This is a genomic window from Marinococcus halophilus, assembly GCF_900166605.1.
GTDB lineage: Bacteria > Bacillota > Bacilli > Bacillales > Marinococcaceae > Marinococcus > Marinococcus halophilus.
The window spans coordinates 408,807-421,246 of the sequence record NZ_FVZD01000006.1 but is presented as its reverse complement, the minus strand read 5'-3'; the positions used below and the strand labels follow the sequence as shown (position 1 = coordinate 421,246).

Genomic DNA, 12,440 nt, shown 5'->3' with positions numbered 1-12,440 from the left:
CCCTTTTTCTATTTATACGAAGATACTTAAAATCAGTGCTACACCAAAACCAACAAAACCGATAATTGTTTCCATGACGGTCCATGTCTGCAGCGTTTGTTTTTCGTTCAGGCCAAAGTACCTGCTGACTAGCCAGAACCCGGAGTCGTTCACGTGGGAGAAGGCTGTCGCACCGGAAGCAATTGTAATAACGAGCAGTCCGAGCATCGGCTCGCTGACGTTGTATGTTTCAAGCAGCGGCGCTACAAGGCCGGCGGCTGTTACCATCGCAACAGTTGCAGAACCCTGGGCTACACGGACAAGTACAGCTGTTATAAAGGCAAAGACAAGAATCGGCATGTTTGCATTCTCCATCGCATTTGCAAGCACGTCGCCGACACCGGACTGGATCAGCATTTCACCGAACACGCCACCGGCACCGGTAACAAGAATAATAATCCCGGCAGGCTCGAGGGCTTTCGTCGTAATCTGCTGCACTTCTTCTTTCGAATAACCCCGGCGGATACCGAATACATAAAAGGTTAAAAGTGCCGCCACGGTCAGGGCGAAGAACGGATCCCCGATAAAGGACAGTATTTCATACGCTGTGCTTTCTTCTGATAGGAAAACTCCGGATCCCGTGTTAAGCAAAATCAGCACAAGAGGAAGCAGGATGATAGCAAGAACGCTGCGGAAGCTCGGCAGCTCGCGGTCGTACTCGACGTTTCTCATCTGTTCCATCATGTATTCCGGAACGCCGATGTCGATTTTTTTCGCCATGTATTTCCCGAACATCGGGCCGGCAATCGCTACTGCCGGAAGACCGGCAAGTGCGCCAAACAGAATAACCCAGCCGAGGTCAGCGCCGATAATTGAAGCAACCGAAATCGGTCCCGGCGTTGGCGGAATAAAGCTGTGCGTAACGGCAAGACCGGCTACGAGCGGAATACCGTAGTACACGAGCGATTTTTTCGTTTTACGGACAAGGCTGTACACAATTGGAATTAAGATAACAAGGGCAACGTCCAAAAAGACGGGAATAGATACGATAAAGCCTGTAAGCGCAAGAGCCCAGCTGACGTTCTTTTCTCCAAATTTATCAACGAGCGTCAGTGCCAGGCGTTCGGCGCCGCCGGAGACACGAAGCATTTCCCCAAACATGGCCCCAAGACCGATAACGACGGCAATAAATCCGAGAGTGCCGCCCATTCCTTCTTCAATGGTTGTTATAATTTCGCCCGGCGGCATGCCAACAGCAATCCCGACGAGGAAACTAACGACGAGCAAAGCGATAAAGGCCTGAAGCTTCGTCCTCATAACTAAAAATAACAGTGCAACAATTGCTAAAACGGCTACAATAATGAGCCACGGTGCTGAAGTCGTCATAGTATTTCTCCTTTTTCAGTAGAAAGTGTGCGTTTGCCCTCTGCGTGTGCACGCTGCACGTCGGCAATCGCGGAAAATTCAGATTGAAGATTGCGTGCAAGCCGCAGAAAGATCGGCTTTAAATCCCGGTACGCCGTCACATTGTCCATGATCGGAGACTGCCGTGTTTCAATCGGAATAAGCTCGTGAATCGTGTCCAGGCTTTCTTTCTGACCGGTTGCCGTCATGGCGAGCCAGGCAGCGCCGAAGCAGGCGCTCTGGTGGCTGTCCGGAACGACAATGTCGCTTTCGAATATGTCTGCCATCATCTGCTTCCACAGCTCCGAGCGGGCGAACCCGCCGTTGGCACGGAATTCCTTAATGTTGATACCGGCCTCAATCAGGGCTACGACAACGGCGTACATTTGCATCATGACGCCTTCCATGACGCTCCGGACCATCTGTTCACGCCCGTGATGAAGCGTCAGTCCGAAGAACACGCCCTTGGTGTCGCTGTTCCAGAACGGAGCTCGTTCGCCGGTCATATACGGGAGAAACAGCAGGCCGTCGGAGCCGGGCATCACGCTTTCTGCCATTTCCGTCAGTACGTCGTACGGGTCTGTACCGTTTTTCCGGCACTGTTCCTTTAGATCCGGCATAATTTTATCCCGCATCCAGCGCAGCGCAATACCGCCGTTGTTAATTGGGCCGCCGATCACCCACAGCTCATCGGTGAGCGCATAGCAGAAGATCCGCCCCTTCGGATCCGTATACGGACGGTCGATGACCGTACGTATCGCTCCACTTGTACCAATCGAACACGCAACCACACCTTCCTCGAGCGCCCCGGACCCGACGTTTGCAAGCACACCATCGCTTGCCCCGATTACGACTGTGGTCGTTTCCTGCAAATGCAGACGCTTGCAGACGTCTTTGTTCAAGTCGCTGCGATGATACGTCGTGCTTACCGGTATGGATAAATGGTTTTCCGTAATACCGGCAAGCGCCAGCGCTCTGTCATCCCACTGCTTTTTATGGATATTGAAAAGGCCTGAGGCAGAAGCGATAGAGTAATCAACGATGTATTCCCCGAACCATTTATAGAACAGAAATTCCTTCACCGAAATCCACTTTGCTGCCTTTGCAGCGATTTCTTCCCGGTATTTCTGAAACCACATAATCTTGGTGAGCGGTGCCATGGGGTGGATCGGCGTCCCCGTACGTTCAAAAATATCCTGCCCGTTTTCGGCCTTTACTTTTTCGGTTTCATGTACTGACCGCTGATCGGCCCAGGTAAGCGCCTGCGTCAGCGGCTCGCCGCTGTCGTCCACTGCAAGAATACTATGCATCGCAGCGCTGAAGCCGATCGTTCCAATATGCTTTCCTTCTTTAGCAACGTCTTCGATGACGTTTTTCAGCGTCTGTTCAACGGCACGCAAAATTTCGTAAGGATCCTGCTCCTTCCAGGCCGGGTCCGGAGAATAAATTGGATATTCAAGCTCCCGTTCCGCCCAGATTTTTCCCTCCGTATCATAAGCCAGCGTTTTCGTACTCGTTGTACCTATATCCACACCGGCTGTAAGTGATTCAGCCATAACATCTACTCCCTCGCTTTCGGTAACGCTTTCAGATAATGAAAATATTTTTCTCAATTCGTTATTATACGTGAAATAAAATTCTATGCAAGCGTTTTAAGAAAATTTTTTTCATGATTTATTATAGAAAATTGAAATTTATTCCTTTATGATATAAGCAAGACTTTTTCCTCCGGAGGGGTACTTATGGCTACCGAAACGACTCACGTCCGCCAGCGGATCCAATCGCTGTACAACAGCTTCAGTGATAAAGAAAAACAAATCGCTGACTATATGCTGCAAAATCCCGAAACTATCGTTCATTCGACCATCAATCAGGTAGCCGACCAGCTTTCCCTTGCAGACGCTACCGTGTTTCGTTTCTGCAAGCGGCTCGGCTTTAAGGGCTACCAGGCGATGAAAATCGCGCTCGCCTCCGATATTATCGAACCAATCGAAGATATTCATGAAACAATCCAGGAAAGCGATACCGAGGTCGAGGTGATGGCCAAGGTGTTTCAAAGCAACAAAAATGCCCTCACCTACACGCAGGAGGTGCTTGATGAGACCACCGTCCGTCAGGCGGTCGAGTACCTGCTTGAAGCGTCGGAGCTCCACTTCTATGGAAGCGGCGGCTCCGGCGTCACAGCCCAGGACGGCCAGCATAAGTTTATGCGCACCGGGCTGCCAAGCCATGCCTATACCGATGCCCACTGGCAGGTAATGGCCGCATCCCAGCTGAAGCCAAACGACGTTGCTATTGTGATTTCGCATTCGGGAGCCAATGAAGACGTTCTTGAAGCGATGGATGTGGCCAAAGAGCAGGGAGCCCGCATTATTGCCATTACAAGCTATGCGAAAACGCCGATCAGCCAAAAAGCAGACCTGACCCTGCAGACAATCTCCAGGGAAACTGAATACCGCTCCGAAGCCCTCGCCTCCAGACTTGCCGAACTCTCCCTGCTCGATGGCCTGTATGTGAATTACTGCATCAAAAAGAAAGACCAGGCTCAGGAAGCCGTGGCCAAAATACGTAAAGCCGTCGCCCGGAAAAAGCTATAGGAAAAGCGGAGCCACCCTGAACAGCCGTTCCAGACAGCTGGCGTAATCCTGGCTGGAAGCGTCGTAAGACGGTGAAGTCAGGATGCAGCCAATGGACTGGACGGCTGGGTGGCAAAGCTGGACAGCAAGAAAGGCGGAGCCACCCTTATTGTAAGGAAGTTCGATGGTGACATCATCGAACTGCCCTGCTCCGCAGATCCCTAAATAAAAGACAACCCGGCTTCTCCTGAAAATAGGAAAAGCCGGGCTGCAATCGTTATTCAATACGTTCTACCAATGCAGCATAATTATGCTTCGGGCTGTTTACTTCAGTACTTACGGGATACATGGCCATACGCGAAGCGTCAAACGGCTGCAGGAGTGACTTCAACACTTTTTTATCGGTTTCATCAGGATCGAGCCAGACTTTTCTTGCTTCTTCATTCAGAATGACCGGCATCCGGTGGTGAATTTGCTGCATCATATCGTTGGCTTCGGTCGTAATAATCGTACAGGACGTGATTGTTTCATTTTTGCCTTCCCATCTGTCCCACAGTCCGGCAAAGGCAAACGGCTCCTCATCATCGACCGTGATTCGGTACGGCTGCTTTGTCCCGCCTTCGCGGTCCCATTCATAGAAACCATCAGCAATCACGAGGCAGCGCCGTCGTTCGAGCAGGCGGCGGAATGCCGGTTTAGTATCGACACTTTCTGCCCGGGCGTTGATCATTTTATGTCCGATTTTTTTATCATCTGCCCAAGAAGGAATGAGCCCCCATTGCAGCCAGCCTGCTTTCGTCTGTTCTGCGGAGGACGCCACTGCCATCACTTTCTGGGACGGAGCTATATTGTAGCTTGCCGGCCCTTCCGGAAACGATGTGCCGAAGGCCCGCTCCAGCGCTTCCCTGGAATGAAACAACGTGTATCTTCCGCACATACCGCTGCACCTCCCTTTACAGTTTATGTACCCAAAAAACGATCCTTCTACTTAAAAAAATTGCTGTTTCGCAAATCCCAGCCGGCAATCACAAAGCACACCACAGCATAAAGGCTTAGAAATCCTCCAAGAATCCCGTATGATGCCCCCTCAAATCCCTGGATACGCATATAACCATAATAAAAAAGTGACAAAGCCGAAGCCATTAGCGCAATACCCGGCAGCATCCTAACCCAGAGTGCCCATCCTTTCATTACAAATACCAGTGTAAAGAAGAGAGCTATCACTCCCGGAAGTATAGATGTTGTAAATGGTCCACTGATCATGATATCTCTCCCATTGTGCCCCCATTAATAAAAGCCGGCCAAATGCCCATGCCCGCACTTCTCTTCTAATAAAGTAACATAATTTGCCATCAAACACCCTAATTTAGGCAGTACGCACACGAACCTCTATCCGAAAATCTGCGAAGCAATCGCATACAGATTTCCATTCCGGGGTTCTATAATCGAAGGAGCCCGGGCCATCATAAGCGGCTCGCTCTGTTTTTCAAAACCACACTGTCGGAGTGTCTCCGTCATGATCCTATTTTCTTCGGTAAGATCTATCCGCACCTTCACCGGATGCGATTCGATCAACTGTTCGAGCAGCTCTGCTGCCGCTTTTTCATTCGGCGCCGCGATCGGCCCAAGCAGCAGCTGCCCTTCATGCCAGATCGACAGGCCAAAGCCAGCCGGATGGTTTTGGTCATCCAATAATATTAGCGCCTGGTGGGCCTGGGTGATCCGGTGACGCAAAAAAGCGCTCCGGTCCTGGCCGAACGCCCCAAGATCGAGCTGCTGTAAGCTGTTCCAGTCGTGGGCTTCGTACGTTCTTATGCTGGACGGCCGAACGATGCTGGTTTTCTTCACCACCTGGCCCGGGGCAACATATTTGTAAACCTTGCCCGCTTCCTCAAACCCGAGCTGCTGGTAGAGCGGCTTCCCTTCTTTCGTAGCAAACAGCAGGACACCAGCGTTTACTGGAATTGTATTTAAGCACGCCTTCACCGCTTCCTTTGCCAATCCCTGACGGCGGCAGCTCTTCCTCACAATAACGAGGCCGAGCGCAGCAGCTGCCTTCCCATATGGAATCACTGCCGCACTGGACACCACCCCGCCCTCCGGCGTTTTATGTCCGTACACTACTCCCGCCGCGAGCACTGCTTTCATTTCCGCTCCGTCGTAGTCCCAGCCAACTTCCCGTAGCAGCTGCACGAGTTCCGGAATGTCTTCTTCGGTCAGCTGCTGCATCGTAAATGTCATCTGCCTGCCCTCTTTTCTGTATCCGTCATGCTTTTGTCTATCCACGCCTGCTCTGCTTTCATCTTCCAGTAAATATACAAATCCTCTGTGGCCATAATTACATAAATCACTCCGTAAAAGAGGTATGCATCTGTCGTAAATGGAGCGGAGATCCAATGAATAATGGTCATTAACAGAAGCAGGGCGCTGCCGAAGAGATCCTTCTTTAAGCGCCCTGCATAAATTGATTTTTTGTTCACAGCTTTTTGCTGTTTGGCGTTCACTTTCTTCACCTCTCGCCTGCACGGGCCCTTTTTACAGTTTCACTGTATTTTTCCCATGGCTTTTTGCTTCATACAGGGCTTCATCCGCTTTCAGCATCATGTTCTCCCGGCTGCGGTGCAGGGCTGGTATAACGACATTCACGCCGATGCTGACCGTCACCTTCGGACTCACACTCGACGTTTCATGACGGATATTCAGCCTGTCTACTTCTTCACTTATCTCATGGGCAATAGCCCGGGCTTCTTTATTATTCGTTTTCGGCAGCAACAAAGCAAACTCTTCTCCGCCGAACCGGGAGGCCACTCCTCCGGAACGCACGCATACTCCGTGGATAGCCCCGGCAATCTGCTTTAAGCACTCGTCCCCCTCGAGGTGGCCATACGTATCATTGAAGTTCTTAAATTCATCCAGATCGATCATCATGACTGCAAGCGGAGACTGGCGTTCCAAGCCTTCGATCCAATAGCGGTGAAAGGCATTATTGAACGCCCTGCGGTTGGCAAGGCCCGTTAAGCCGTCTACATTCGCCATACGCTCGAGCTTACGGATATTTGCGTTATGCTTGGTGCGGTCCCGGATAATGCCAATCATTCCAATGATTCGTCGATACATAAAAACAGGGCTTGCCATGACTTCGAGCTCCATCACCGTTCCATCCTGGCGCCGTAGATTTACTTCAAAATGCTGGGAATGTCCTTTCATAACCCGGTCAGTATATCTCTGGACCAGTTCGTAGTCTGTGAAATTTAATTCATTCATCGACTGGCCAATCACGGTGTCCCGTTCCTTGTTAAGCATTTCAAGCAGTTTTTCATTTACTTCAATCACGCTGCCACGGCCGTTCAGCAGAAATACTGGAGAGAGCGGCTGGTCAAACAGGGCATGGTAATAGTTTCGCTGCACCCGTTGGTCTACACTGCGCTTAAACACAAACCAAAGCAGACAGCTAAGGATAATTATGCCAGTAAGCAAACGAACAATCAGCCAGTCTGTTTCAAGTGGTGCTCCCAGAAAAAATACATCGTAAAAATTCACCAGCATAAATGCCGGAACTAAGACGAGCATCGCCAGCGTGACACGCTTTGCCACTTCCTGGGTTTTAATCTGCGCTATTTCCTTATGCTTCATTTTACACCCCGCCCTGCTCGAAAGCCTCCGCATAAATCCTTTAAGCCTTTATGCCTCAGCGCGATAATATTCATAGTATTGACTCATTTTATCACATGTCTTAAGTTTTAGGCATATATAATCAAAAAGGGTGCAGTTTTCAGGTATTTTTTAATAGCGGTTTGGTATCCATATTTTAACATAATTTTTTATAAGCATGTATTTCTTTTAAGTATTATGATTAGTAACCCTATTAACCAATTTTTTCTGTATATAAACCTCTCTACCTTCGTGAGAATTTTCCTAGATAGCAAAAAAGAGCTGTTTTAATTTAACAGCTCTTTACATAGATTAATTGTTATTTTCACGTTTTTAGCATATAACTGATGGCTGAAAATTAGTGGATTGTTTATCCAAATGCAAGAACAGCCTTTCTCACTTCATTTGGGGCGCTTTCAAGCTGCTCAAACGCCTGCTGCACATCCTGAAAATTAAAGCGGTGAGAAACCATTGATTCTACATCCAATTTCCCCTGATTAATATACTCAATAATCTCTGGGAACTTATTGGACTGCAGCCTTGAGCCAACAATCATCAGCTCTTTTTTCGTAATGTCCAGGGAAGTAAGGGAAGAAGGAGCTTTATTAAAACCTAGCGTCACTACCCGGCCTGCAATAGAGGCCATCGAAACCGCCTGTTCAAACGTTTTTTCCGTTCCTACTGCATCGATTACCACATTCGCCATCATTCCATTTGTTTCCTGGCTTACCCGGTCAAACACGTCCGGCTCATTTCCAGGATTAATAGTGACGTCCGCCCCGATCGAAGAGGCATAATTCAATCGCTCATCGTTCAGGTCCGTCATAATCACCCGTGCTTTTTTCAATTTGGCGACAAGAAGACAGCTGATGCCTGTCGGACCTGCGCCCGTAATCAGCACCGTATCTCCCTCTTTCACGCCTCCTCTTGCAGTTGCCTGCGCCCCTATCGTTAAAGGCTCTGTCAGCACAGCTTCATTCCAGGACGTTTCTTCATCTAATTTATGCCAATTTTTCTCAGGAGCAGACATGAATTCTCTCATCCCGCCGTCCCGGTGCACGCCGTATACTTCCAGGTTTTCACACACATTGGGCTGGCCCTGCTTACATGCATAGCATTCTCCGCAGCTCTGAATTGGCTCCAGGGAAACCTTGTCCCCGACTTGTAAAGAATGAACGCTTTCTCCTATTTCGGCTACTTCCCCTGCTACTTCGTGACCGATAATACGGGGGTACACGGTGAAAGGGTTGCTGCCGTGATAGATATGCATGTCCGAACCGCAGATCCCGGCTGCATGGACCTTCACGAGCACCTCATGTTCGTTTTCTATCCGTGGCTTTTCGATTTCTATCACATTTAGCTGGCCAGGTTCTGAAACTTGTATAGCTTTCATATTATTCTTCCTTTCTATTATTCAAATAACCCAGGCAGGAATAAAGATATTGATGGAATGAAGCTGACCAATAGCAGTACTGCAAGGGACACACCGAGAAACGGAATCAATTCCTTGAACGCTTTCCCTACAGAAACCTTCGCCAGGTCAGCTGCCACAAATAAACAAACCCCTACCGGCGGTGTAGATAGACCGATCATTAACGCAAGTACCATCACTACGCCAAAGTGCACGGTATCCATTCCAATTGATTCGGCTACTGGCAACAGTACCGGAAACAGAATAGTGAGCGCAGCAATGGTTTCCATGAACATGCCTACAATCAATAAAAGCAGGAGCAGCATTAAAATAATCAACACACCGTTATCTGTAAGGGACAAGAGCCCGTCCGCCAACATCGTTGGGATCCCTTCACTGACCAGTATCCAGCCAAACAGATTGGCAAACCCTACTAAAAGCAGGATGGCGGCAGTGGCGACAATGGTATCGATCAATAATTTCGGGAAGTTTCTTAAATGTAATTTGCGGTAGACTGCGGCGCCAATGACAAAAGCGTACAATACTGCTACGACTGCGGCTTCTGTTGGCGTGAAATATCCTCCGAGAATACCCCATAAAATGATGAAAACCATCAAAAGCGCCCAAAAAGCGCCCAAAAATGACTTGAAAAGCTCTTTCGTCGATACCGGATTTTCTTTCGGGTAAGAACGCTTCACCGATACCACGTAAGCGACAATGAAAAAGCCTAAGGCCAGCAGTAAGCCGGGAATCGCCCCTGCCAGGAATAAATCTCCAATAGACGCTCCTGCAAGCGTTCCGACAATAATCATCGGCAAAGAAGGCGGGATCATCGGTCCTACAGTCGAAGACATCGACGTTACGGCCGCGGAAAAGCCCGGACCATAGCCTTCCTTTTTCATCGCAGGAATAAGCACTGAACCGATGCTTGCTGTATCGGCCAGGGCAGTTCCGGAAATGCCAGAGAAGCCTAACGAAGAAGCGACGTTCGTTAAACTCAGTCCGCCGCGGACCCTTCCGACAGATGCCTTGGAAAACTGTATGATTTTGTCCGTAATGCCGCCTTCGTTCATTAAGTTTCCAGCCAGAATAAATGCTGGTATGGCTACAAGTGTAAAGGAGTTTATCCCTGCAAACATTGTCTGGGGAATAATGGTTAACGACTCCCCATTAATTAACAAATACACTAATGATGAAACGGCAAGACTAAAAACAATGGGCATGCCGGCAAGCAATAATACTAAAAATAAACCAACTAACAAAAAAGCCATTATTTCTCACCTGCTTCTATATTTGTCGACGTCCATTGAGAAATCACAAAAAGAACAGAGTAGCAAAGAAGCAATAACCCCAGTACAGGTACCGCCGCATAAACGTATTGCATAGGAATGCCAGAGGCAGGCGAACTAAAGAAAGTACCCAGCAGATAAAAGTTGATGCCTTCTACGACTAAATACGCTGCTACGATGCCGATCAGGGTATGTACAATGGTTTCGTAAACCGCCCGCTGCTTTGCCGATAAAAACGAATAGATAAAATCCACTTTTATAAATTCTTTTCGATACAATGCCAGCGGAGCGGCGAACGCAATCGTGTAAACAAAAAGATATCTTGTAATCTCCTCGGTCCACAGCACGGTCACCGGAAGGAAGCGAATAACTATCTGAAAGATCACTACAAGCAGCAAAGCGCTAAAAAGCAATAAGACAATGCCCTGTATGGCTCTATCCAATGTATTAATCCACCTCATTCGCTATTCTCCCTTTCTTTGCCCTGCTCCACAATCTGCTGATACATCTCGTACTGCTCTTGGTCAAAATATTCCCTGATAGCAGGCTGCATGGCTTGCTGAAATGCTTTCTGGTCCACGTTTTCATTAAACTGCACGCCTTCATCCCGAAGCGTCTGCTCCACGATTTCCACCTGTTCGGTGAATAATTCCTGGGAGTATTCCTGGGCGTCCTCTGCCGCACGTTGTACTTCGTCCTGTTCCTCCGGCGTCAGCGCTTCGAACTGGTCGTTTCCTATAACCACGTAGATCCAGGAACGGACGTGCTGGGTTTCATTGATGTAGTTCTGTACTTCATAAAATCCGTTACTTTGAATAAGATCATTAGGGTTTTCCTGGCCGTCTATAACCCCCTGCTGCAGAGCGGTGAACACCTCGCTCAGGCTGATGGACTGCGGCTGGGCCCCGGCTTCCGACCAAGCATCAATAAACAGCGGAACATTAGGCACTCTCATATCAAGCCCATTCAAATCCTCCGGTGCAGAAATCGGGCGGTTGGAAGTTAAGTTTCTTGGCGAGCGCTCCATATAGAATAGAGGCGTCAGGCCGGCGTTTTCCTTGATATCGCTTTCAATTTCCTGCCCAATTTCACCTTCGACCGTGCTTCTCATATGCTCCTGGCTGTTAAAAGCGTAAGGAGTAGCCATCAGCATCGCGCTCGGTGTCCAGTTTTCCAGCGTTTCCCCGGTGATCGTCATGTCGATCGCCCCGTGCTGAATGCTGTTAATAGTATTAACTTCATCGCCCAGCTGCCCGTTCGCATAAACTTCAATGTTGACGCTCCCGTCGGTATATTCTTCCACACGGTCAGCAAAATATTCCGATGTTTCGTTCCAATAATGGTTGCTGTCCGAAAAATGATTCAGTTTCCACGTTGTTACTTCTTGTTCTTCCGCACTGGGCTGAGTGCTGCATCCACTCAGCGCCAGTACAGAAGCTGTCCCTACTAAAAAGCTTTTCCATATTTTCATGCGGATCCTCCTCATTTTGGACATGAAAATTTCTTAGTTGTTTAAAGCCTCAACTAAACCTGCTGCTGCCTGCCGGACACTTTCCTCGTCATCAAAATACAGGCTGCTGCCCGCACTTACGGCCGCTGCTCCGTTTTGAATCCATTCTTTAATGTTATGCTGGCTCACCCCGCCGGAAGGCATCAGCTGGGCCTGCGGCACCGGCCCGTTCATAGTTTTGATAAAAGAAGGCGAAGCCATATTCCCCGGAAACACCTTTATAATGTCCGAGCCCGCCTGCAGTGCTTCAATAATTTCTGTCGTCGTATAGCAGCCCGGCATGTAAGGCACCTGATATAAATTACATATTTTCGCTATATCCAGGGAGAAATGAGGGGACACAATAAAAGAGGCCCCCGCGAGTATCGCCAGCCTGGCGGTTGTAGGCTCCAACACCGTACCTGCACCTACGACCGCCTCCGATCCGTACCGCTCCGATAATTCTTCAATCAATTTATCAGCATGCGGAACAGTGAAGGTGATTTCCAGCAAATCTATGCCGCCTTTTTGGGCGCCTACTGCAATCATTTCCGCTTCTTCTTTTGTTTCCCCGCGCACGACTGCCACGATTTTATTCTCTTCTACTTTTTGTATTGCCTGCCATTTTTTCATCTGTTTCC

Annotated in this window: 13 protein-coding genes; 1 reads left to right on the top strand and 12 read right to left on the bottom strand. The window is 48.9% G+C overall.

The genetic code is table 11. The annotated features are described in order from the left end of the window. Window positions 1-12 precede the first annotated feature (12 nt). Window positions 13-1,365 (bottom strand): GntP family permease, encoded by a 1,353-nt coding sequence (locus B5066_RS08225; protein WP_079475464.1) that lies wholly within the window; start codon window positions 1,363-1,365, stop codon window positions 13-15. After that, entirely contained in the window at window positions 1,362-2,939 is a 1,578-nt protein-coding gene (locus tag B5066_RS08220; RefSeq protein ID WP_079475463.1) for a gluconokinase, read from the bottom strand. Before B5066_RS08220 ends, B5066_RS08225 begins: the two co-directional genes overlap by 4 nt. 186 nt (window positions 2,940-3,125) lie before the next feature. On the opposite strand from B5066_RS08220, the gene B5066_RS08215 reads away from it, so the two are divergent. Next, on the top strand, window positions 3,126-3,980 hold the full coding sequence (locus tag B5066_RS08215; protein WP_079475462.1) for a MurR/RpiR family transcriptional regulator: 855 nt from the start codon (window positions 3,126-3,128) through the stop codon (window positions 3,978-3,980). Window positions 3,981-4,236: 256 nt separating this feature from the next. Here the strand turns inward: B5066_RS08215 and B5066_RS08205 are convergent, their stop codons facing one another. The 10 genes from B5066_RS08205 to B5066_RS08160 all read right to left on the bottom strand — a co-directional run bounded on the left by B5066_RS08205 (window position 4,237) and on the right by B5066_RS08160 (window position 12,432). After that, window positions 4,237-4,896: an SOS response-associated peptidase gene (locus tag B5066_RS08205; protein ID WP_079475460.1), complete on the bottom strand. Its 660-nt coding sequence runs from the start codon at window positions 4,894-4,896 to the stop codon at window positions 4,237-4,239. A gap of 47 nt (window positions 4,897-4,943) precedes the next feature. Further along, entirely contained in the window at window positions 4,944-5,222 is a 279-nt protein-coding gene (locus B5066_RS08200) for a hypothetical protein (RefSeq protein ID WP_079475459.1), read from the bottom strand. Between the two features lie 126 nt (window positions 5,223-5,348). Beyond that, the gene (locus B5066_RS08195) at window positions 5,349-6,200 is read right to left on the bottom strand and encodes a GNAT family N-acetyltransferase (protein ID WP_079475458.1); all 852 of its coding nucleotides are present in this window, start codon (window positions 6,198-6,200) and stop codon (window positions 5,349-5,351) included. Beyond that, window positions 6,197-6,463, bottom strand: coding sequence for a hypothetical protein (locus tag B5066_RS08190; RefSeq protein WP_079475457.1), 267 nt, complete (start codon window positions 6,461-6,463; stop codon window positions 6,197-6,199). The genes B5066_RS08195 and B5066_RS08190 overlap by 4 nt, the downstream gene beginning before the upstream one ends. Window positions 6,464-6,494: 31 nt before the next feature. After that, the gene (locus tag B5066_RS08185) at window positions 6,495-7,592 is read right to left on the bottom strand and encodes a sensor domain-containing diguanylate cyclase (protein WP_158219160.1); all 1,098 of its coding nucleotides are present in this window, start codon (window positions 7,590-7,592) and stop codon (window positions 6,495-6,497) included. Window positions 7,593-7,980: 388 nt separating this feature from the next. After that, complete coding sequence (locus tag B5066_RS08180; RefSeq protein WP_079475455.1) at window positions 7,981-9,003, bottom strand: zinc-binding alcohol dehydrogenase family protein; 1,023 nt, start codon at window positions 9,001-9,003, stop codon at window positions 7,981-7,983. A gap of 17 nt (window positions 9,004-9,020) precedes the next feature. Then, on the bottom strand, window positions 9,021-10,295 hold the full coding sequence (locus B5066_RS08175) for a TRAP transporter large permease (RefSeq protein WP_079475454.1): 1,275 nt from the start codon (window positions 10,293-10,295) through the stop codon (window positions 9,021-9,023). Then, complete coding sequence (locus B5066_RS08170) at window positions 10,292-10,771, bottom strand: TRAP transporter small permease (protein ID WP_079475453.1); 480 nt, start codon at window positions 10,769-10,771, stop codon at window positions 10,292-10,294. The genes B5066_RS08175 and B5066_RS08170 overlap by 4 nt, the downstream gene beginning before the upstream one ends. After that, on the bottom strand, window positions 10,768-11,781 hold the full coding sequence (locus B5066_RS08165) for a TRAP transporter substrate-binding protein (RefSeq protein WP_079475452.1): 1,014 nt from the start codon (window positions 11,779-11,781) through the stop codon (window positions 10,768-10,770). Before B5066_RS08165 ends, B5066_RS08170 begins: the two co-directional genes overlap by 4 nt. A 33-nt stretch (window positions 11,782-11,814) precedes the next feature. After that, window positions 11,815-12,432 (bottom strand): bifunctional 2-keto-4-hydroxyglutarate aldolase/2-keto-3-deoxy-6-phosphogluconate aldolase, encoded by a 618-nt coding sequence (locus tag B5066_RS08160; protein ID WP_079475451.1) that lies wholly within the window; start codon window positions 12,430-12,432, stop codon window positions 11,815-11,817. Window positions 12,433-12,440 lie beyond the last annotated feature (8 nt).

Coding starts and splice junctions, on each gene's coding strand:
- B5066_RS08225 (WP_079475464.1), bottom strand. CDS start 1,365: ATGACGACTTCAGCACCGTGGCTCATTATTGTAGCCGTTTTAGCAATT.
- B5066_RS08220 (WP_079475463.1), bottom strand. CDS start 2,939: ATGGCTGAATCACTTACAGCCGGTGTGGATATAGGTACAACGAGTACG.
- B5066_RS08215 (WP_079475462.1), top strand. CDS start 3,126: ATGGCTACCGAAACGACTCACGTCCGCCAGCGGATCCAATCGCTGTAC.
- B5066_RS08205 (WP_079475460.1), bottom strand. CDS start 4,896: ATGTGCGGAAGATACACGTTGTTTCATTCCAGGGAAGCGCTGGAGCGG.
- B5066_RS08200 (WP_079475459.1), bottom strand. CDS start 5,222: ATGATCAGTGGACCATTTACAACATCTATACTTCCGGGAGTGATAGCT.
- B5066_RS08195 (WP_079475458.1), bottom strand. CDS start 6,200: ATGACATTTACGATGCAGCAGCTGACCGAAGAAGACATTCCGGAACTC.
- B5066_RS08185 (WP_158219160.1), bottom strand. CDS start 7,592: ATGAAGCATAAGGAAATAGCGCAGATTAAAACCCAGGAAGTGGCAAAG.
- B5066_RS08180 (WP_079475455.1), bottom strand. CDS start 9,003: ATGAAAGCTATACAAGTTTCAGAACCTGGCCAGCTAAATGTGATAGAA.
- B5066_RS08170 (WP_079475453.1), bottom strand. CDS start 10,771: ATGAGGTGGATTAATACATTGGATAGAGCCATACAGGGCATTGTCTTA.
- B5066_RS08165 (WP_079475452.1), bottom strand. CDS start 11,781: ATGAAAATATGGAAAAGCTTTTTAGTAGGGACAGCTTCTGTACTGGCG.
- B5066_RS08160 (WP_079475451.1), bottom strand. CDS start 12,432: ATGAAAAAATGGCAGGCAATACAAAAAGTAGAAGAGAATAAAATCGTG.